The sequence below is a fragment of the Peribacillus aracenensis genome, assembly GCF_025175645.1.
Taxonomy (GTDB): domain Bacteria; phylum Bacillota; class Bacilli; order Bacillales; family DSM-1321; genus Peribacillus; species Peribacillus aracenensis.
Map to the genome: position 1 here is coordinate 88,850 of NZ_JANZMJ010000010.1, position 19,996 is coordinate 108,845.

At 41.0% G+C, this 19,996-nt stretch carries 23 protein-coding genes; 1 reads left to right on the forward strand and 22 read right to left on the reverse strand.

Annotated elements, in window-relative coordinates; genetic code table 11:
- Positions 1-3: 3 nt before the first annotated feature.
- The 4 genes from bshB1 to N0M92_RS12405 are packed head-to-tail and all read right to left on the reverse strand — an operon-like array spanning position 4 to position 2,297.
- Positions 4-717, reverse strand: a complete 714-nt coding sequence (gene bshB1 / locus N0M92_RS12390) for a bacillithiol biosynthesis deacetylase BshB1 (protein ID WP_260286011.1) — start codon at positions 715-717, stop codon at positions 4-6.
- A complete protein-coding gene (locus N0M92_RS12395) occupies positions 701-1,126 on the reverse strand; it encodes a methylglyoxal synthase (RefSeq protein WP_192205332.1) in 426 nt (141 codons plus the stop codon). Before N0M92_RS12395 ends, bshB1 begins: the two co-directional genes overlap by 17 nt.
- Before the next feature lie 18 nt (positions 1,127-1,144).
- The gene (gene dapB, locus N0M92_RS12400) at positions 1,145-1,945 is read right to left on the reverse strand and encodes a 4-hydroxy-tetrahydrodipicolinate reductase (protein WP_098370765.1); all 801 of its coding nucleotides are present in this window, start codon (positions 1,943-1,945) and stop codon (positions 1,145-1,147) included.
- The gene (locus N0M92_RS12405; RefSeq protein WP_076366321.1) at positions 1,938-2,297 is read right to left on the reverse strand and encodes a nucleotide pyrophosphohydrolase; all 360 of its coding nucleotides are present in this window, start codon (positions 2,295-2,297) and stop codon (positions 1,938-1,940) included. The genes dapB and N0M92_RS12405 overlap by 8 nt, the downstream gene beginning before the upstream one ends.
- Before the next feature lie 167 nt (positions 2,298-2,464).
- Between N0M92_RS12405 and N0M92_RS12410 the strand changes: the two genes are divergently transcribed.
- The gene (locus N0M92_RS12410) at positions 2,465-3,337 is read left to right on the forward strand and encodes a YitT family protein (RefSeq protein WP_260286012.1); all 873 of its coding nucleotides are present in this window, start codon (positions 2,465-2,467) and stop codon (positions 3,335-3,337) included.
- A 136-nt stretch (positions 3,338-3,473) separates the two neighbouring features.
- Here N0M92_RS12410 and N0M92_RS12415 read toward each other — a convergent pair whose 3' ends face one another.
- The 18 genes from N0M92_RS12415 to hepT form a co-directional block, all read right to left on the reverse strand.
- The gene (locus tag N0M92_RS12415) at positions 3,474-4,148 is read right to left on the reverse strand and encodes a zinc metallopeptidase (protein WP_192205334.1); all 675 of its coding nucleotides are present in this window, start codon (positions 4,146-4,148) and stop codon (positions 3,474-3,476) included.
- Positions 4,149-4,233: 85 nt separating this feature from the next.
- A complete protein-coding gene (gene ypjB / locus N0M92_RS12420; protein WP_260286013.1) occupies positions 4,234-5,019 on the reverse strand; it encodes a sporulation protein YpjB in 786 nt (261 codons plus the stop codon).
- Between the two features lie 120 nt (positions 5,020-5,139).
- Complete coding sequence (locus tag N0M92_RS12425) at positions 5,140-5,733, reverse strand: DUF1405 domain-containing protein (RefSeq protein ID WP_260286014.1); 594 nt, start codon at positions 5,731-5,733, stop codon at positions 5,140-5,142.
- Between the two features lie 176 nt (positions 5,734-5,909).
- On the reverse strand, positions 5,910-6,677 hold the full coding sequence (locus N0M92_RS12430; RefSeq protein ID WP_192205337.1) for a menaquinol-cytochrome c reductase cytochrome b/c subunit: 768 nt from the start codon (positions 6,675-6,677) through the stop codon (positions 5,910-5,912).
- A 56-nt stretch (positions 6,678-6,733) separates the two neighbouring features.
- Positions 6,734-7,408 (reverse strand): menaquinol-cytochrome c reductase cytochrome b subunit, encoded by a 675-nt coding sequence (gene qcrB / locus N0M92_RS12435; protein ID WP_034307974.1) that lies wholly within the window; start codon positions 7,406-7,408, stop codon positions 6,734-6,736.
- Between the two features lie 3 nt (positions 7,409-7,411).
- Entirely contained in the window at positions 7,412-7,918 is a 507-nt protein-coding gene (locus N0M92_RS12440; protein WP_260286015.1) for a QcrA and Rieske domain-containing protein, read from the reverse strand.
- A gap of 160 nt (positions 7,919-8,078) precedes the next feature.
- On the reverse strand, positions 8,079-8,540 hold the full coding sequence (locus tag N0M92_RS12445; protein ID WP_260286017.1) for a YpiF family protein: 462 nt from the start codon (positions 8,538-8,540) through the stop codon (positions 8,079-8,081).
- Between the two features lie 160 nt (positions 8,541-8,700).
- Positions 8,701-9,252 carry a ReoY family proteolytic degradation factor gene (locus N0M92_RS12450; protein ID WP_063233222.1) on the reverse strand — a complete coding sequence of 184 codons (552 nt, stop codon included), beginning with the start codon at positions 9,250-9,252 and terminating at the stop codon, positions 8,701-8,703.
- Between the two features lie 41 nt (positions 9,253-9,293).
- Positions 9,294-10,565, reverse strand: a complete 1,272-nt coding sequence (locus N0M92_RS12455; protein ID WP_260286021.1) for a tetratricopeptide repeat protein — start codon at positions 10,563-10,565, stop codon at positions 9,294-9,296.
- Positions 10,566-10,934: 369 nt separating this feature from the next.
- Positions 10,935-12,221 (reverse strand): 3-phosphoshikimate 1-carboxyvinyltransferase, encoded by a 1,287-nt coding sequence (aroA, locus tag N0M92_RS12460; RefSeq protein WP_260286022.1) that lies wholly within the window; start codon positions 12,219-12,221, stop codon positions 10,935-10,937.
- Positions 12,222-12,244: 23 nt separating this feature from the next.
- Entirely contained in the window at positions 12,245-13,348 is a 1,104-nt protein-coding gene (locus N0M92_RS12465) for a prephenate dehydrogenase (RefSeq protein ID WP_260286023.1), read from the reverse strand.
- Between the two features lie 47 nt (positions 13,349-13,395).
- The gene (gene hisC / locus N0M92_RS12470) at positions 13,396-14,508 is read right to left on the reverse strand and encodes a histidinol-phosphate transaminase (RefSeq protein WP_260286024.1); all 1,113 of its coding nucleotides are present in this window, start codon (positions 14,506-14,508) and stop codon (positions 13,396-13,398) included.
- Positions 14,509-14,592: 84 nt separating this feature from the next.
- Positions 14,593-14,961 carry a chorismate mutase gene (gene aroH / locus N0M92_RS12475; RefSeq protein WP_192205345.1) on the reverse strand — a complete coding sequence of 123 codons (369 nt, stop codon included), beginning with the start codon at positions 14,959-14,961 and terminating at the stop codon, positions 14,593-14,595.
- 25 nt (positions 14,962-14,986) lie between these two features.
- Positions 14,987-16,066 carry a 3-dehydroquinate synthase gene (aroB, locus tag N0M92_RS12480; protein WP_260286025.1) on the reverse strand — a complete coding sequence of 360 codons (1,080 nt, stop codon included), beginning with the start codon at positions 16,064-16,066 and terminating at the stop codon, positions 14,987-14,989.
- A 3-nt stretch (positions 16,067-16,069) separates the two neighbouring features.
- Positions 16,070-17,242 (reverse strand): chorismate synthase, encoded by a 1,173-nt coding sequence (gene aroC / locus N0M92_RS12485; protein ID WP_260286027.1) that lies wholly within the window; start codon positions 17,240-17,242, stop codon positions 16,070-16,072.
- Positions 17,243-17,497: 255 nt separating this feature from the next.
- On the reverse strand, positions 17,498-18,271 hold the full coding sequence (locus N0M92_RS12490) for a CheR family methyltransferase (protein WP_260286028.1): 774 nt from the start codon (positions 18,269-18,271) through the stop codon (positions 17,498-17,500).
- Between the two features lie 186 nt (positions 18,272-18,457).
- The gene (gene ndk / locus N0M92_RS12495; RefSeq protein ID WP_076365651.1) at positions 18,458-18,904 is read right to left on the reverse strand and encodes a nucleoside-diphosphate kinase; all 447 of its coding nucleotides are present in this window, start codon (positions 18,902-18,904) and stop codon (positions 18,458-18,460) included.
- Between the two features lie 96 nt (positions 18,905-19,000).
- Positions 19,001-19,963: a heptaprenyl diphosphate synthase component II gene (gene hepT / locus N0M92_RS12500; RefSeq protein ID WP_260286033.1), complete on the reverse strand. Its 963-nt coding sequence runs from the start codon at positions 19,961-19,963 to the stop codon at positions 19,001-19,003.
- Positions 19,964-19,996 lie beyond the last annotated feature (33 nt).

The window sequence follows — 19,996 nt, forward strand, 5'->3', positions numbered from 1 at the left end:
AGCTTATTTTTCTCCTAACAAGTCGGCATCGATCAGAAATGGTTTTTTTGTCATGAATCCCTCCGCATAGGCGACACCCACTTCTTTACCGAACATCCGCTCCCGTGCCTCTACAGTCTCGATATAGCCATTAACTAGCGGTGTTTCTACAGATATTTGACTTTTATCGAATTGGCTGCCATATGCCCTAAGGCTATCCAGCTTTTTCGATATTGTAGAAGTGATGTCCACGACGAAGTCCGGTTTGTGAAACCCATTGATCATATAATAGTACATATTTTGGACACGATGAGAATCCAGGCCTTCTTCTTCCATATACTTTCTTACTCCTGCCGAAAAAACTGCTTCCTCGACTAATTTTGCACAATTCCCATGATCGGGATGGCGATCTTCCAAAAACGGTGCAAATACAAGGGCAGGTTTATATTGGCGAATGACCGTAATGATTTGATTTATGTATTCCGCTTTCATGTATAGTCCCCGATCAGGTAGATCAAGGGAAATCCTCTTCACCCCAAGGATTTCAGCAGCTTTCTGCGCTTCCTCTTGCCGCAATGGAACGGTACCATTGGATGACATTTCAGCCTTTGTCAAGTCACAAATGACAATTTTCCTGCCTTGTTGCACATATTTAGCGATTGTGCCGCCCATACCGATTTCAACATCATCCGCATGTGCGCCAAAAGCCAGGATATCTATGTTACTTTTGTTTTTCATTTATCTCACCTTGTTTTTGCCGTAGTTTTAGCCAGTCCATATACCCATGTTTCAATCCTTGTATCAGCACTTCTGCCGTGCCCATATTAGTCGCCAAGGGAATTTCATATACATCTGATAGTCGTATAAGCGCCGATACATCAGGTTCATGTGGCTGTGATGTCAAAGGATCGCGGAAAAATAGGACCATGTCCATTTCTCCGCGTGCAATCATTGCACCTATTTCCTGATCCCCGCCAAGAGGTCCTGAATGAAAACGATGGACGGGCAGTGATACTTCTTGCATGATTCGTTTCCCGGTCGTACCTGTTGCAAATAATTCATGCTGCTCAAATACAGCTTTATAGGCTGTTACAAATCGAATGATATCTTCTTTTTTCTTATCATGGGCAATTAAGGCAATTTTCATCGTAAACCCTCCTGATCCCTATTCGATAATATTTTCAAGGCCGTATACAAGAACATCCAATTTCATGACGGTATCGACGGCAAGTTTGACTCCTGACATGAAAGACGCTCGATTAAAGGAGTCATGCCGAACCGTCAATAGCTCTCCATCACTTCCGAAAAGCACCTGTTGATGGGCAACCAGCCCCGGTAGCCGAACACTGTGGATATGCATGCCATCTACATTTGCACCTCTTGCCCCCTGGATGGTTTCTTTTTCATTAGGGTGCCCCTGTTGTTTTGTTTCACGTACCGCTGCAATCATGTCTGCCGTTTTGGAAGCAGTGCCAGAAGGTGCATCCAGTTTTTGATCATGGTGCATTTCTATGATCTCTACATCAGGGAAATACTTTGCAGCCATTTGGGAAAACTTCATCATCAAAATGGCTCCAATTGCAAAGTTTGGCGCGATGATGCAACCAATGCCCTTTTCTTTTGTTAATGAATCCAGCTTCGCTAAATCTTCCTTAGTAAAACCTGTCGTTCCCACTACAGGACGGATTCCATGATTAAGTGCCGTTTCAGTATGGAACATCCCCACTTCAGGTGTGGTCAAATCTATCAATACGTCCGCCTTTATAGAAGAAAAGCATTCATTTATATCCGAGAAAACCGGTGCTTCAATACCGTGAAAACCTTCTATCGCGGAGATGCTTTCCCCGTTATGCTTGCGATCTATGACAGCTGCCAATTCAAACCCTTCTGTCCTATGTACAAGCTTCACCGCTTCATTTCCCATTCTGCCACGTGGACCAGCTACAATCACTTTCACTTTACTCATCTTTACCTTCCTCCTCCATTTTCTCTTCTTTTCTTGTCCATCTATCTTTATCACGGGTTGTAAACTTTTCCATGACCAAATCATGCGAGTTTTGAAGGTCAATCCCTAAAGAATTGGCAAAACAAATCAAAACAAAAAGCATATCCCCTAATTCCGCTTCAATCGTATTCTCTTCCTCTGTTGCCTTCTTTGGTTTTTCACCATGGTAATGATTGACTTCCCTAGCCAATTCCCCAAGTTCTTCAGACATGCGGGCGAGCATGGCCAGAGGGCTGAAATATCCTTCTTTAAATTGTCCTATGTATTGGTCGACTTCCGCTTGCATCTGTTGGATCGTCTTATGCTTTTCCATATCGTCACCCATTCTTGATTTTCGTTTTCAAACATCATACCTTCTCCATGTTAGCTAAAAGTGAAACAGAAGACAACAGATACGTTCGTGAATCAAAATTGCCCATAGTTGGTTAATTAGTTATAATAAGTAAATTAATGATAGGCAAACCTTTGGAGGTATGGGACATGCTTTTGGGCTTAAAATTGAAAAATATTATATTCATCCTTTTTGGGGCTGGAATATTCGCTTTTGGCCTCGTGCATTTTAACATGCAGAACAACTTGGCCGAAGGTGGATTCACCGGTCTCACCTTGATTATATATCAACTTATCGGAATAAATCCTTCTTATTCTAATTTGATTTTGAATATTCCTTTATTTTTAATAGGGTGGAAATATTTGGGACGCACTTCTTTCTTTTATACGATTATCGGAACGGTCGGCCTCTCCGTTTGGCTATGGGTTTTCGAAAGATACCAAATCGAAATCGATCTCGGAAACGACTTGATGCTTGTGGCATTGTTTGCCGGGGTTTTTGTTGGTGTCGGGCTGGGCATCATCTTTCGTTACGGTGGGACAACAGGCGGAGTGGATATCATCGCCCGTTTTGCCCATCGTTACTTGGGGATGGGAATGGGACGGACCATGTTCATCTTTGATGCCGTCGTCATTGGCCTGTCCATCCTAACCTACCTTGATTACCGGCAAGCGATGTATACCCTTGTTGCCGTATTTATAGGTGCCAGAGTGATCGACTTTATGCAAGAAGGAGCCTATGCTGCTAGGGGTGCAATGATCATTAGTGATAAAAACAAGCAAATTGCTGAAAAAATCATGAATGATATGGAGCGGGGCGTAACCGTATTAAGGGGATATGGGTCCTTTACCCGCAATGACCGGGAAGTACTCTACTGTGTTGTTGGTAAAAATGAACTAGTCCGCTTAAAGACTGCCATAACATCGGTGGATCCTCATGCATTTGTATCTGTAAGTGAAGTGCATGATGTATTGGGTGAGGGCTTTACCCTTGATGAAAACAAAAATCCCATTGAAAGGTAATCCTTTTATTTGTGGCATGCCGATAGAATGCAATCCTTATGAATGTTGCCCTATTAACTGAATTTTATTAGCCATGTGCAGCAATACTTTTAAAAATAAAAAAGGACCCCATCCCAAGATGGTGTCCTTTTTCAAATTAATCCTCTTCCCTCATTCCTGTATACATAAGCAGAAGACGAACTAATTCCAGTACGGCTACAAGAGCGGCAGCAACATAAGTCATCGCAGCGGCACTTAATACTTTTCTCGTTTCCCGTTCTTCATCATTCCGGATGACCCCAACGGAAACGAGTTGATCCATTGCCCGAGAAGAAGCATTGAATTCAACAGGCAGGGTTATCACTTGGAACAATACAGCGGCAGCCATAAATACGATACCTGCTATTAATAAGCCTGGAATTCTGGCTAACACCCCGATTAAAATCAAAATCCATGATATGTTAGAGCCAAAATTAGCTACCGGTACTAATGCATGGCGAAAACGCAAGAATGCATATGCTTCTTTGTCTTGAATCGCATGTCCAACTTCATGGGCTGCAACCGCTACACCGGCAACTGAATGGCCGTGATAGTTATCAGATGATAAACGCACCGTTTTATCCCTTGGGTCATAATGGTCCGAAAGCATTCCAGGTGTCTCTTCGACCCTGACATTGAACAGTCCATTTTGGTCCAAGATGGCCCGTGCCGTCTCAGCACCATTCATGCCAGAAGAGGCCGATACCTTTGAATATTTTTTATACGTGCTTTTCACTTTCATTTGTGCATAAATCGGGATTAAAATGATAATCGCCAAATAAATGAAATACATGGTATCCTCCTATAACTATTATTACTCTTAATTCTATGGAATGAAGGCAACCGTGTCAAATATAGTGTTCTCTTCCCGTGTCTTTTTAATCATTATGTTCTTTCCTTGGTTTTTCCCTATCACCTTTATATTTTCTCCAGCCTACATAAGAAAGCGTCATGATAATGATTGAGCCTGTCGATATGATGACCCACCAAAGGGAAGGATCTGTGTCATCTTCCCCCATTTCATCAAAAATGGTGCTCAATTCGTTTTGCAGCGCATCCAGTTCCTTTTGATTTTCTCCATCACTGATTACCTCCGGACGGTATTGGTTGATGTATTGGATCCTCGTGTCCAGTTGCTGCATCGTTTCTTTAGAAAGGTCGACTTTCAAGCTTGGATATATCATTTCATATTGTGATAGGAATAAGTTCAATTGGCTATTGAATGTAATTGTGTCTTGATTGATCGCGGCGTTCTTTGTTTGCTGGAAAGAATTCATCATTTGATCTTCCATCTCTGTCCAAAGGGGCTGATGGGTAGACTTGACCGCATCAACAACAAGCCGGAACTTTGTAACAGAATTAACCTTTTCGGAATCTCCCTTGTTCATATCCTTTATTGTCATCAAGGCCTCATTATGAGCTACAGTGATAATTCGAAGTTCGTCCATGTCAAGGATCTGCTCTTTTGCTGTCTCTTTTAAAAACCGGTCAGAAAAAAACGTCAGCATCTTTTCCGAATCTCCATATCGCTTCAACTTGGTCATTTCCAAGGCTCTATCGGAAATGTCATCTAATTGCTCCAAACTTGAAGAGGATTCTGCATAGACAGGGAAATGTAAGACGACAAATAAAACAGCAATGGTTAATATGAATTTTTTCAACATGCTACTCGTCCCTCCTCATATCTCTACTAAAACGATATGAAAGAAAAAACATGAGTAGACCTCGTTCAACATAAAAAAGTTAACCCTGCTTTTACAAAGCAGTATTTAAAGTAAACTTTTTTAAGGGAAGGTTAGGGTGATTCGCTTATTTCTATATCCAAAGTACCAGCCGACAAAAATGGAAAGTATGCTGAGCCAAAAAGTGAAATAACCTATCGAATTCATATATACCAATAAATCACGATATATTGGCATCATTTCAAAAACATAATCGATTATGTCATTATGTATGGTCCAAATCCCTGCCACTATCATATGCCAAGGTTTTATTCGATAAAATGGTGCATATAATATACCTTGAATCGCCATCCCCAAATGAGAAGCCATTAACATATAACCTTCCCATGGCAATGAACCTGTTGTCACGTAGGTCATCAAATTCATGACAACTGCCCATATGCCATATTTGAATAGTGTCATTATCGCCAAGGCTTCCATAAGTCCGAAATTCCTTCTTAATAGGAAACCCGTTAAAACAAATACAAAAAACAGGCTGGCAGTCGGGCTATCCGGTACAAATGCCAAAAAAATCGCCGGAGTGTTTTCCAATTGACTACCGTACCAATAATATCCAAAGGCTGTTCCGAATATATTTATTAATAATAACAAAACGAGCATTTGCCGATTTGCAAGCCAACTGTAGATAACATTCATTCTTTTACCCTCACTTACATTCTCATGTATACTCATTTTACAGGCCATCAACCAGAAAACCAAGTATTCCTTTCAATTTCTTCTCATTAACGCTTCAATTTACCAATAAAAAAGCCGACAACCGTGGTCGTCAGCTTCTTTTGCAGCATATGAAAGAAAATCTGTTGATGGCAATATTATTTTGTCGATAAACCTGAAACAAACTCAGCTAATGTTTTCAATTCTTCATCTGTACCTTTGAACATGCCAGCTGGCATGGCGCCCTGGCCTTTGACTGCGATCTTAGAGATTTCCTCTGGCTTTAAACCAGTGTCAATTAAGCTTGGCGCTCCTGCTCCACCAGTTAATTCTGCTCCATGACAGCTGATACACCCATTAGAATCCATCAATTTATACCCATCGCTCTCTTTATCAATGTCTGCACCTTCCACGATCGCTCCTTGCTTCTTGGAAGCTTCCCAATCGTGATGGGCTGCGGATTCCCATGTTAAATAGAAAACGCCGGCCATTGCCAATAACATGAAGCCTACAGCAAAAGGACGTTTCGCCGGGCTCCGCTCTGTACCGCGATCCAGAAAAGGTGCCAAGAGCAATGCCCCGAAAGCCAAACCAGGTATTACCATGGACCCGATTGCATTATAAGGACCTGAAGCATAGGTATACTTAAGTAATTGGTAAAGGAATAGGAAATACCAGTCCGGCAGCGGAATATACCCTGTATCTGTAGGATCTGCTATCCTTTCCAATGGTGACGGATGCGCGATTGTCAGGCAAAGATAACCTACAAGAAATACAGCTCCTACCATCCATTCTTTTAAAAGGAAATTAGGCCAAAATGCTTCAGTTTTCCCAGGATATTCTGAATAATCTTTCGGAATATTCGGTTTACGGTCCGCGGAGATACGCGAGTCACCTACGAATTTCATACCTTTCCCACGATGCATTGAACAATTCCCCTCCTTTATGAAAAGGTTTATTTGGTTTTTGGTTCACCATTCTTTTATAGCGGGCCTGAAATACCTTGTTTTCGGATCATCAGGAAATGAGCCGCTAGTAAAGCAAATAATGCTGCTGGCAGGAAGAATACATGGATTGCAAAGAATCGCGTCAATGTCTGTGCTCCAACGATGGTTGGATCTCCTGCTATCAACGTCTTGAGTGCCGGCCCCATCAATGGTACCGATTCGACAATTGTCAAAGTAACTTTCGTTGCGAATAGCGCTTTCATATCCCAAGGCAATAAATAACCAGTCAAGCCTAATGCCAGCATGATGAAGAAAATCAACACGCCGACCATCCAGTTCAATTCACGCGGTTTTTTGTAAGCTCCCTGGAAGAAGACACGAAGAGTATGTAAAAACATCATAACGATAACTAGACTTGCTCCCCAGTGATGCATACCACGGACAATTTGACCGAAGGCAACTTCATTTTGCAAATAATAAACAGATTCCCAAGCGTTTTTAATGTCCGGGACATAATACATCGTCAAGAACATGCCTGACAAGATTTGGATGACCGTAATAAAGAAAGTTAACCCACCAAAACAATATACGAATGCAGAAAAATGATGTGCGGGGTTAACATGTTCTGGAACCTCATGGTCAGCAATATCCCGCCATAATGGCGTAATATCTAAACGCTCGTCCACCCAGTCATATAACTTTGTTAGCAATGTTTACGCCTCCCCATGCGGTTTTAGTTGACCCAAATAAAGTATTCCATCTTTTTCTTTCGTGTCAAAGACATCCAATGGTGAAACCGGCGGTGTCCCCTTCACATTCATCCCATCTTTCGTATACCTGCCATAATGGCAAGGACAGAAAAATTGATTCGGATTAGTCTTATCCGTATTCCAACCTACCGTACAGCCTAAATGTTTACAGATTGGAGATAAGGCAACGATCTTACCATCATCCGTTTTGTAAACCCATGCTGTATTTGTTTCTTCAGACTCATACCACCCATCGACCTGTTTAAAACTAAAGTCGACACGGGTTGGTTCGGTAGTCAGTTCACTTACCTTCTGTTTAGTTGCAACGTAATCCCCGCCTTTATCAGCTGATAATACAGGATCAATTGCAAACCTAACCATAGGCATCAACATACCGGCCGCCATAAATCCACCAACGCCAGTAAGTGTGTAATTAAGGAATTGACGTCGTGAAACATTACGCTTGCTCATGCGTTTTCCCCCCCTCTATTACTATACTGAGAGCCCAAAGGACCAATAAATAGCGACACTATAAAACTAGGACATTTCCATGATATCTCAATAATTTACCAAGGTCAATATTTGTAAAACCCAAAAGGTGGCAACTATGTGTCAAATTATGCGAAAAATCCTACTTTTTTTCATTTTTCCAATTATAAGAGAAAATATCAAGGATTTGGAGAACTTGCTGGTTAATCATTTCCCTTGCTTGTTCAATTTCAAGCCCATCGAGGGGGATGGCAGGAATCCATACTAAATTATTGTCTAATTCCCGCTCTTCCTTTTTCCATTCAAAATCCGATGTAAGAAAAAAAACATGCTCGAAATCATTTTCTTTCACTTCATTGGCCCAACGCTTTAACCGCTCAACCTTATCCATTTCATCACTTATATAATGAAATGTTGGCAATAAAAGAATTCTTCCTTTCATCTGCTTTTCAATTTCCAAGCTTAAAATGGTAAGAAATTCATTCATTGAGCCCGATTGCTTCATTTGTCCTTTAAAAGATAGGGGAACCAAAGGAATCAAAACGGTATCCACGTACTCTTTTGACTGCATATACATGTCAAGATCTTTTGCTGTCCACTTCATGTTTTTCTTCACTCCCGATTTTTTGAATCAACTCCCTTTCATTTTACCATTTTTTTATAACATCTTTACCATATACCCATAGTCTTTACAAAAATGTGGATTTTATCAATATTTTATAAAAAATAAAAACCTTTCCTGATTACGGAAAGGTCAATTTATTTTATCCAAGTACTTTTAATTGATTCAATTGTTCTGTTAAGTTCTTAAATGCTTGTTCATCATGCTTATCAAGTGCTTCATCGATTTCCTTAAGCAAACGGTCCCTTTGGAAATACAACATGCTTCTTTCTAAAAATTGTTCAGCCAGCAGCTGATCTTTTTCATTCGATGCAGTTGATTTCGGCATGAAGGGATTGTGCTCGAGAACCGCTGCATATTGATAGGAAGAGTAAGACGATTTAAAATTGAGCTGAATATAAATGTCTTCATCCCGATTTAAACGGATATCATGAAAAGATTTCTCTGCATCGGTCGTCATGATATTGGACTTATAGAACCTGAAAGGGACTTCATCCACACAATGTGTCGACATGATCAGTCCACGTGGGCAATATTGTGCATTTTCTACAAAATGAACCTTTTTCATTAGTTGATCATGACTCATTAAGTAATTCAATATCCATACGCATTCTCTTCGTTTCAGTTGATAATGATTTAAAAACCACCGAATAAAATCCTTCTTCTCATTCACAGAAACAGGGGCAGCCACCATGAATTCCCTCCTCTGTCTTGATTTAGTGTTGTTTCACTTATCTACAATTCATCCGTGCTTTCACCTAGCCGCTCCAAAATCATTGCATACTCATCATTCGCCGGGTTCATCTCAAGCAGCTTATTAAATACTTCTCTAGATGTCGCTCTGTCTCCTTCTTCAATTAAAAAGAAACCATAATCTTCAAGGAAATCTTGATTGTTCTTGAATGAATTATATGCTTTATGATAGCTGGTTAATGACTCTTTAAATTGTTCGGTTTGCTGATAAGATACAGCAGCTATCCATTCAAACTGCGGATCATCCTCTCCATATCGCCTTACTTCACCAATACACTCCAATACATCTTCATACCTTTCGTGGTGCGTATACAATTTCAATAGGGTGAGTGCAGCTTCCAGGTATCCCGGATCAATGGCAAGTGCTTCTTTAAATAGATTTTCCGCCTCTTCATCAAGCCCGCTTTTCAAAGCTATTTTTCCTCCGAAGAAGTAAAGTTCCTTATTGAATTCATCAGCCTTGATTCCTTCTTTGACCGTTTTCAAGGCATTTTCCAGATCTTCAAGATGTTCATAACTCTTTGCCAGGTACAAATATAGAGAATGGTATTCATGGTCTAATTCTTTCAGTTCAATAAACTTTCGTACGGCTGTCTCATAAAGACCTGCCTGAAAAGCTGTAAATGCATATTCAAATAGGGTATTGATTTCAAGTCCATCCTGTAAGGCCTTTTCAAAGTGGGGAAGGGCCTCCTCGAACTTTCCTGAACTGCTTAATGCTTCAGCAAGCCTCTGATTGACATTAACACCAGCGATTTCTTGTTCCTGTTTCAAAACTTTTATGTAATTTGCAATGGCTTCCTGATCCCTTCCTTGATGAAAGAACAGTTCAGCTAGTGCAAAATCAATGATGATCTCATCTGGAAGCATTTCCTTGGCTTGCTGTAATTTCCGTTCGCTGACCTCATCCATCCCCTGTAATTGATAAAGGTCCGCTTCCAAAAGCAAAGCACTTGGATATACTTCATCATCTGCACTTACTTTTTCAAGCAACAGCATCGCTTCATCTTCCTGGTCCATGTCAATAAGGATTTCCGCCAACGAAACAATCAATTCTCCTTCATTGGGATAGAGCTGCAGCAGATGTTCAAAAAGATCCTTTGCCTCCTCCGCAAAACCAAGCTGGAGCATTTCTTCGGCCAGCAACAATATGTCCTCTGCTGACTCTGATGTTTTAATTCGATTTATATGTTTAAGAGCTTCTGTTAATTCCCCTTTTTTTAAATGCTGTATAACTTGTTCCACTGTGTTCATTGTTGAATCCTTCCTTTTGCAAGATAGACTTGGTCCCTAGTCATACACACACTCACGCCATAATGTAACATATTCTTCCATCAAGAACAAAATACCTTGTATACGCGAGATGCATAGTAAACAGTATTCATTAGTTTACCACACTGTAGCCCTGTATTCCATCGATGAAGTCCCCTCCCATTCTCATTAAAAAAAGGTTACTAGTTAATTCTCCACGCTATGGTGAATCTCCTTTTTGATCATGAACCCCTTTTTCATTATTTTCATGACCATACAGGTAAAAAAAGCCCGAATGTTAGCGCTTTCAACACTTTTGAGCATTTAAAAAAAGTTTACAGACCAAATAAGGTATGTAAACTTTTTTTATATTTACTTTATCAATTGACTCAAATGCCCAAAAAATTGTGGATATGATACATCTATGGCATCAGGGTCAGCAAGTTCCACTTCCCCATCCGTTATCATAGCCGCTACAGCAAGCATCATCCCGATACGATGATCTCCATGGCTTGTAACCTTACCTCCATTAAGGGCTTTACGTCCTTGGATGATCAATCCATCTGCTGTCGGGGTTATATCTGCCCCAAGGATGGAGAGCTCATTCGCAACAGTATCAATTCGATTCGTCTCTTTCACTTTAAGTTCTGCTGCATCCTTGATTGTCGTTATCCCTTCAGCCTGTGTTGCCAGAAGTGCAATTACCGGTATTTCATCGATAAGTCGGGGAATTAAATCACCGCTGATGGTCGTCCCTTTTAGTCGGGAACTTCTGACAGTGATGTCTCCTGCTGGTTCACCCTCGCTCGTCTTCTTCTCTATCGTAATATCCGCCCCCATCGATTTCATGACTTCGATGATTCCTGTCCTTGTCGGATTAAGGCCCACATTCTTTAACACCACTTCACTATTTTCCGTAATCGCTGCAGCCACCATGAAGAAAGCAGCCGAAGAAATATCACCCGGCACATGGATGGAAGTCCCTTTGAAGACTTGGTTTCCGCTTACTTTAATCGTGTGACCGTCCTTTTCGATTTTCCCGCCAAACTCTTGGATCATTCGTTCTGTATGATCACGGGTCTCTTCCGGTTCGATAATGACCGTTTCGCCTTCCGCCTGTAAACCAGCCAAGATTATCGCTGATTTTACCTGCGCACTTGCTACAGGCAATTCATAGCGAAGCCCTTTTAATTTGCCACCTCTTATACAGAGCGGGGTGTATTCCGCTCCTTTTCTGCCATCAATGACTGCTCCCATCTGACGAAGTGGGTTGACTACCCTGGTCATTGGACGTTTGGCTATCGATTCATCACCTGCCAAAACGGCCGAAAATGGCTGTCCTGCCAAAATGCCCATCATTAACCTGATCGTCGTACCAGAATTTCCGACATCCAGTACAGATTCAGGTTCCTTTAATCCATTAAAACCTTTGCCTTCAATTTTGACGTTCTGGCCATCTTGCTCAATATGGACTCCAAGCTGCTTAAAACAGGAAATCGTACTTAAACAGTCGGCTCCTGGAAGAAAATTAGTGACTGTCGTTTCCCCTTCGGCAAGCGCTCCGAACATTATTGAACGATGGGAGATCGACTTATCTCCAGGTATGGCAATCGAACCACGTAAAGTTCGGATGTTTGTTTGTAATTTTTTTGAATTCATAAAACCATCCTTTCCTATCAATATTATGCCAGGATCGTTTCATAATCTGTATGTCTAGAAATACACTCCGCAGCTTTAATTCGATCAACATCCGTTTGGAAGCTGATGACCAGCACACCGTATATCTCTTCCCTGGTTTCAATGATCCTTATGTTTGTAATGCTGATACCTTCTTGAGCCAAGTATCCGGTAATCTCAGAAATTATTCCGGCATAATCCGGTATATCGATATATAAATCATAAAACGCTGGTATGGCGCCTTTTGCATGTGTAGGCAAATCATCCCTGAAAATCTTGGCATCGGTAAAGAATCGAAGGATTTCTTCACTATCTTCACTAGCAACCAGACCTTTTATATGCTCCATTTCATTCAGCCAATCATTCATTAATTCAAGTAGCACATCCCGGTTATGTAACAAAATGTCACGCCACATTTCCGGACTGCTTGAAGCAATTCTTGTAATATCTCGGAATCCGCCTGCTGCAAGCCTTGAAATCAACTTGTTTTCCTTACTGTAATGTTCTGCCTGCTTAACGAGCCCCGATGCGACAATATGCGGAAAATGACTAATGACCCCAGTCAGCTTATCATGCGTGGCAGGACTCACAACCAGAAAGTTAGCTCTTGTCCCTTGCAGCCACCGTTTAAGCTGCTCAACTTTTTCTTCTTCAATGGAATCGCCGGGAGTAAGCAAATAAAATGCGTGTTCGAATAAATGCAATTTGGCTGCCGCAGCACCGCTTTTATGGGAACCAGCCATAGGGTGCCCCCCGATGAAGGCCACCCCTTTATCTATCAATGGTTTTGCTGCCTTTACGACTGTATCCTTCGTACTTCCTGCATCCGATATGAGGACATCATTTTTTAAATCCATATCAGCCAATTGAGCTAAAATCTTCACGGTTTCATTGACAGGCACAGCAAGTAGAATCAAATCAGCTTCACGTGCTCCCGCTTCCAAAGATGATACAGACTCATCAATGATCCCCAATAGCGTCGATAGTTGAACATTCTTTTCACTTAGGTCCGCACCAACAATCACGGCTTCAGGATGTGCATGGCGTACAGCCATGGCCAGTGATCCGCCAATTAGACCTAAACCTATTACAAAAACCTTACCCTTCACTCTTCTCTCCCCCGCATCTTTTATGCTCCTCTAGGTTTGATGAAACGTTAAAGCAGCGAATCAGAAGGTGCCTCAGCTTCATTCAAAAAAGTTTTAATAGCATTAATCATTCCTTCATTTTCTTCAGTGGAACCAATCGTTACCCTCAGGCTGTTAGGAAAACCGAAAGATTTCCCCGACCTTGCGATGTACCCGCGTTCAAGCAAATATTGAAACACCACGTCGGCATCCTGTTTAAAATGGATAAAGATGAAATTACCTTGTGACGGGTAATAAGCTAAATTTTCCTTATTGCAAAATTCATAGTACCGCTTGAGCCCTTTTTGATTTTCTTCCTTGCATTTTTCAATGAAGGCTTGATCTTCCAAAGCGACGATAGCAATATTCTGTGCAAATGTGTTCACATTGAATGGTTCCCGGGATGGATCTAGTTTCTGAATAATATCTTCATCCGCCAAACCATACCCTACCCTAAAGCTGGCAAGTCCATAAATTTTTGAGAATGTCCGGAGTATGATCAAATTTTTATATTTATTAATCCATTGATTCGTTCTTGGGTAATCCTCAGCCGTTGCATATTCACAATAAGCTTCATCCAAAACGATAAGAACATCTTCCGGCACTTTTTCGATGAACGATACTAAGTCCTGTTCCGAAATGTATTTACCAGTTGGATTATTTGGTGTACAAAGCCAGACAACCGCTGTTTTTTCATCTATTACTTTAAGCATTCCTTCTAGATCATGAGCACCATCAATATGGGGAACTTCCCTGATTTCCGCACCTTCTAACGTGGCATTATGGCGATACTGCGAAAAAGTGCCTGTTGCCATGACCGTATTCTTACCTGATCCCAATAGACTCCTGGAGATGATTTGAATGTTCTCATCAGATCCATTTCCAAAAATAAGCTGAGTTTCTTTCACACCTGTATGTTTTGCAACAGCTTCCCTAAGCATCGTGGCATATCCATCCGGATAGATGGCAAACGAATGGGTTGAATTCCTAACGGATTCCTTGACCTTTTCCGAACAGCCAAAAGGATTTTCATTTGAAGCTAATTTCGTGATTTTTTCCAACCCGTATAATTTTTTCACTTCATCAGTGGATTTTCCCGGTTGATAAGACTTCAAGGAAAGGACCGCTTCATTCCATTTCATGTCAATCACCTCTATATATTTTTTATCACTTTAAAGTAACAAAGTGCGAAAGTAGTATATCATATTCATAGATTTAAAATCATCTTATATCTGCTTTGTCAAATCTGGCCGTAATACCGTAGCCCCTGCCTGGTATACATGATGTATTTCTTTTTGAGATTTCGTCGTATTTACGTGGATCATGACCCGGATGCAAAATGGCAGGGAGTTGCTCACCGGTATTTCTTTCATGCATGTAACCGGTACATAAGTCCAGCCTTCGAATTTCCTCAAGGCTTTGGCGGGGAAGACAGAACGAATCTCTTCCGTCGCAGAAAAAAATACAGAAGCTACCATATCGGGATCAATCTCGTTGACCCGAATGATCTCCGCCATCAACTTTTCGACAGCTGAAATCACTTCCATCTCTGTGTCTCTCTCTACTGTAGTGGCACCTCTTATTCCTCTTATCACACATAGTCCCCCCTTCTTTAGAACTCTATATCATATCCGCCATTTCCTCTATCAGCTCAGAGTCGGCTATATCCATTAATAGCGGTGACCCCACTTCGTTTAGCAGAACAAAGGTAGCTGAATCATTGACCGATTTTTTGTCTGTTTTCATTAAATCAAGTAGCATTGCATGTTCAAGTCGGGTTGGAATGATTATTTGATAACCTAAAGAAGAAACCCAGCCAATAAACTCATCTAGTTTAAAATCGAGATCCACTTTTTTTCTGCTTAATCTAAGAGCATATACCATCCCGATTAAAATTGATTCACCATGCGTAAAGTTTCCGTATCCCATTGAACTTTCCACAGCATGCCCAAGCGTATGACCAAAATTCAAAAAGGCACGAATGCCGTTTTCCCTCTCATCCTCTTCGACAATTTTAGCTTTAATGCCAATTCCTTTTGTAATCATTGTCAGGAACTGTTCATCCGTTAGATCATTCAAATCAACAATATTCGACTTTAACCATAGATAAAACTCATTATCTGCTATCAAGGAATGTTTAATGACTTCCGCAAAACCTGACCTTAATTCTTTAAGAGGCAAAGTTTTAAGAAACTCAAGATCATAAATGACCGCTTCAGGCTGATGAAAGGCCCCAATCATATTTTTCCCCAGCGGGTGATTGATGGCAACCTTGCCGCCCACTGCACTATCATGGGCGAGCAAAGTCGTCGGAACCTGTATAAATGGAATCCCTCTCATAAAAGTGGCCGCAACGAATCCAGCCAAGTCACCGACTGCACCACCGCCAAGGGCGATAATCAATGACTTGCGATTAATCTGATGGGATAAGCAGAAGCTTTGGCATTCATAAAACACATCGAAAGTTTTAGCATGCTCCCCTTCTGGCACTACATGATGAAGGACCGGTTTTCCTGTCTTGATCAGAGCGTTTTTCACAGTTTCCAAATGAAGTGCCGCCACTTTCTCATCAGTTATGATCAGAATCTTGTTTAGATGATTTAATTCGTGTGTTATTAATTCTGGCAATTCATTTATTGCCCTCTTGCCAATTAAAACCGGATATTGCTTGGAAGCCGTTTTTATTTGGATGGATTCCATGATTTAAAACCCCTTTACTTCTTCCCGATATGATTTCATGTATTCCGCTAATTGCTCATACCGATCTGAAGGGAATTGATCAATGATGGCAGCCGCCAGCTCCCATGCAACTACCGCTTCAGCAACTACCGCTGCAGCAGGAACCGCACAACTATCGGAACGTTCGACACTTGCTTCAAACACTTCCTTCGTATCGATATCAACACTTTTCAAAGGTTTATATAAAGTCGGGATCGGCTTCATCACACCGCGTACAACTATCGGCATTCCAGTTGTCATACCGCCTTCAAAACCGCCAAGGCGATTGGTTTTCCGGTAATAACCCTGATCTTCGTCCCATGCGATTTCATCATGGACCTCACTGCCGAATAGATGGGCCGCTTCAAATCCAAGACCTATTTCCACACCTTTAAAAGCATTGATGCTCATTATCGCTGCGGCTAGTTTTGCATCAAGCTTACGGTCATAATGCACATAACTTCCCACACCTACAGGCATTCCTTCTACAATGACTTCAACGATTCCGCCGATGGAATCTCCTTTTTGTTTCGCTTCATCAATTGCATCCTTCATCTGTTGCTCTACGTTTTTGTCAAAACATCTAACAGAAGATTCTTCCGTTACTTGTTGCAATTGCTGAATCGTTTCGTATTTTGGCGGTTCTGCCTTCACTCCGCCAATTTCCAAAACATGCGATGCCACTTCTATCTCCAATAAAGACAATAGCTTTTTAGCGACAGCACCTGCAGCCACCCTTACTGTCGTTTCACGGGCTGAAGAGCGTTCCAGAACATTTCTCAAATCGCGGTGCCCATATTTAATCCCGCCGTTCAAGTCGGCATGACCAGGACGAGGCCGGGTGATTTTACGTTTAATTTCTTCAGCTTCCTCTTCTGAAAGCCCTTCACTTCCCATAATCTTTGTCCAATGCTTCCAGTCATCGTTCTCAACCACTAAAGCAACCGGTGAACCGAGTGTGTAGCCATGTCTGATTCCCGAAGAAATGAATGCCTGATCTTTCTCGATCTGCATCCTTCTTCCACGTCCATGCCCTTTTTGCCGGCGCCCTAACTCTTGATTAATATCCTCATTCGATATCGGCATTCCTGCCGGTAACCCTTCAATGATAGTAGTCAGTTGCGGACCATGTGATTCTCCCGCTGTTAAATATCTCATCTTCCAGCCCCCTTTTAGCACTTTAAAGTGTATATGTATCAATATACCACAATTTTATGAAATATGGGTATATGTAAAACGTAAAAACCATATTGTTTGAATTTAATCACTTTTCTCTCTATTTTACAAGTACTTAAACATTTTCGATATAGTTTAATCTTTCAAATTTGAGTTCTACTGGATTTGCCTTTTCACGACAAACGAAAAGGGACTGAATGTTTATGTACAGAATCAGTCCCTTTTTATCCAAAGTATTTACTTTTTCTTATAAAAAAATGTGTCGACCGTTTCAAATTGATACTTTCCTGGGGTGAATATTTGCTCTGTACTTCCTACAAAAAAGACCCCGCCACTTTTTAGTGATGCACTGAATTTTTCATATAATAAATTTTTGGCTTCTTCAGTGAAATAAATTAAAACATTGCGGCAAACGATTAAATCGAACTCCTGTTCGAACCGATCAGCGAGAAGGTTTTGCTTTTTAAATGTCACCCTTCTCTTGATTTCATCATCGACACGATAAAACTCATCCCTTTTCTCAAAGTATTTCCTTTTGATTTCTTCAGGTACTTCATTTAAGGAACGTTCAGGATACAACCCCAATTTCGCTCGCGCCAATACATTTTCATCCAGATCCGTCGCCAATATCTCTATTTGGCTAAGCGGAACCAGATTGGATAATATCATTGCAATCGTATATGGTTCCTCGCCAGTTGAACAGGCTGCACTCCAAATTTTCAACTTTTTTTTGCTTGCTAATAATCCAGGAAGGATTTTACGCTCCAACACTTCCCATCTTTTCGCATTTCTATAAAATTCGGAAACATTGATTGTCATTCTATCCAAAAACTCATTTAAAACTCCGGAATTGGTTTGAATGTCTTTATAGTATTCACGAAATGAATGATATCCTCTTTTTTCATATAGAGTTGTTAGCCGCCTTTTCATTTGCCCTTCCTTATATAATGCCAAATCAATGCCTGTCAACATTTTGATATTACGAATAAACTCTTCATATTCTTGAGGCATTCCTACGACTCCCCTGCACATAATTATTTTAAGTGGTCCTTCCCTTTATATATCGGAGAGTGCCATATTTTCTTTAAACTAAAATAATTCCTCACCTTGCCGGGAAACTAAAAAAGCCATACAAAAAAAGCGGGTTCCATCGCATAATGACGATGGAACCCGCTTTTTATAGAGTGATCGTATTAATTAATAAACCCACTCGCTTACAAGTTTAGAATACTCAACAATTTCTTCTTCTTTGAAGAATAAACCGATTTCACGTACAGCGCTTTCAGCTGAATCAGATCCGTGAATGATGTTTTTGCCGACAGTTACGGCAAAGTCGCCACGAATCGTTGCTGCTGCTGCATCTTTAGGATTAGTCGCACCCATCATTTGACGTGCAGTAGCGATTACGTTTTCACCTTCCCAAACCATTGCGAAGACAGGACCTGAAGTAATGAAGTCCACTAATTCGCCAAAGAAAGGACGCTCTTTGTGCTCGCCATAATGTTGCTCGGCCAATTCTTGAGAAATCACCATTAATTTCGCTCCTGCAAGAAGGAAGCCTTTCTTTTCAAAACGGGAAACGATTTCACCGATTAGATTGCGTTGAACGCCGTCAGGCTTAACCATTAAAAATGTTCTTTCCATGAATGTCACTCCTAATATGTATCATTGTTATTTGCCTATATAAGGCAATACTTTTAGAATATTACCATTGTTTGATGAGTTTCGCAACTCCCATTATCAAAACTTTCTTTTTCCGATATTTTTCGCGATGTCCGATAACGTTTTTCTAGCTTTAATGGCAGGAAGGCCTTTCAATTCAGTAAAAGCCTTTTCTAAATACATATCACTGATCCTCGCAGCCTGTTCAATGGCACCGGAAGTTTTTATCGCATTGATAATATGGGACATTTCGTCTTTTGACGTATCTTCCCGAACTGTTTCGATAAGCTTTTTTAACTTTGGATCTTCCATAGCAATCAAAACGGGCAAAGTGATATTACCTTGAATCAAATCACTGCCGGCTGGTTTCCCAAGCTCTTCTTCCGAAGCCGTAAAATCCAATATATCATCGGTGATTTGATAGGACATACCGACATAATATCCGAATTTAAATAACTTTTGATGAACCCTTTCTTCAACACCTGCTGAAATGGCTCCCAACTGGCAGCTGGATGCTATGAGCAATGCCGTTTTCCGTTTGATCCTTCTAAAGTATATCCGCCAATTCTGTTCGAAATTGTACTTATCTTTTATTTGTTCAATTTCCCCTAGACATAGTTCAACCATAGTATCAGCGAGAATTTGATGCGCAAGCGGAGAATCGATAACCGCCATCATTTCCAGTGCACGAGCAAAAATGAAGTCGCCTGTGTACATGGCGACACGATTATCCCACTTTGACTTAATGGTAGCCGATCCCCTGCGTAAATCCGCATCATCCACAACATCGTCATGTACAAGGGAGGCCGTATGGATGAGTTCCAAAGTCGCTGCGACATGTTTTACGACATGAATATCATAGTTGCCAAACTTCGCACCCAATAGGACGAATACCGGACGGATCCGTTTTCCACCGGATTGCAGTAAATGCAGGGAAGCTTCCCTTAAAACCGTGGAATCCGCTTCAATTGCGGCTTCCAGCTCTTTTTCTATTAATTGCAAATCTGCATTCAAAAATGAATACATCATTTTAAATTTCATACATTCCACCCAGCTTTGTCCATTGCTATTCTG

Coding starts and splice junctions, on each gene's coding strand:
- bshB1 (WP_260286011.1), bottom strand. CDS start 717: ATGAAAAACAAAAGTAACATAGATATCCTGGCTTTTGGCGCACATGCG.
- N0M92_RS12395 (WP_192205332.1), bottom strand. CDS start 1,126: ATGAAAATTGCCTTAATTGCCCATGATAAGAAAAAAGAAGATATCATT.
- dapB (WP_098370765.1), bottom strand. CDS start 1,945: ATGAGTAAAGTGAAAGTGATTGTAGCTGGTCCACGTGGCAGAATGGGA.
- N0M92_RS12405 (WP_076366321.1), bottom strand. CDS start 2,297: ATGGAAAAGCATAAGACGATCCAACAGATGCAAGCGGAAGTCGACCAA.
- N0M92_RS12410 (WP_260286012.1), top strand. CDS start 2,465: ATGCTTTTGGGCTTAAAATTGAAAAATATTATATTCATCCTTTTTGGG.
- N0M92_RS12415 (WP_192205334.1), bottom strand. CDS start 4,148: ATGTATTTCATTTATTTGGCGATTATCATTTTAATCCCGATTTATGCA.
- ypjB (WP_260286013.1), bottom strand. CDS start 5,019: ATGTTGAAAAAATTCATATTAACCATTGCTGTTTTATTTGTCGTCTTA.
- N0M92_RS12425 (WP_260286014.1), bottom strand. CDS start 5,733: ATGAATGTTATCTACAGTTGGCTTGCAAATCGGCAAATGCTCGTTTTG.
- N0M92_RS12430 (WP_192205337.1), bottom strand. CDS start 6,677: ATGCATCGTGGGAAAGGTATGAAATTCGTAGGTGACTCGCGTATCTCC.
- N0M92_RS12440 (WP_260286015.1), bottom strand. CDS start 7,918: ATGAGCAAGCGTAATGTTTCACGACGTCAATTCCTTAATTACACACTT.
- N0M92_RS12445 (WP_260286017.1), bottom strand. CDS start 8,540: ATGAAGTGGACAGCAAAAGATCTTGACATGTATATGCAGTCAAAAGAG.
- N0M92_RS12450 (WP_063233222.1), bottom strand. CDS start 9,252: ATGGTGGCTGCCCCTGTTTCTGTGAATGAGAAGAAGGATTTTATTCGG.
- N0M92_RS12455 (WP_260286021.1), bottom strand. CDS start 10,565: ATGAACACAGTGGAACAAGTTATACAGCATTTAAAAAAAGGGGAATTA.
- aroA (WP_260286022.1), bottom strand. CDS start 12,221: ATGAATTCAAAAAAATTACAAACAAACATCCGAACTTTACGTGGTTCG.
- hisC (WP_260286024.1), bottom strand. CDS start 14,508: ATGAAATGGAATGAAGCGGTCCTTTCCTTGAAGTCTTATCAACCGGGA.
- aroB (WP_260286025.1), bottom strand. CDS start 16,066: ATGGAATCCATCCAAATAAAAACGGCTTCCAAGCAATATCCGGTTTTA.
- aroC (WP_260286027.1), bottom strand. CDS start 17,242: ATGAGATATTTAACAGCGGGAGAATCACATGGTCCGCAACTGACTACT.
- N0M92_RS12490 (WP_260286028.1), bottom strand. CDS start 18,271: ATGCCTCAAGAATATGAAGAGTTTATTCGTAATATCAAAATGTTGACA.
- ndk (WP_076365651.1), bottom strand. CDS start 18,904: ATGGAAAGAACATTTTTAATGGTTAAGCCTGACGGCGTTCAACGCAAT.
- hepT (WP_260286033.1), bottom strand. CDS start 19,963: ATGAAATTTAAAATGATGTATTCATTTTTGAATGCAGATTTGCAATTA.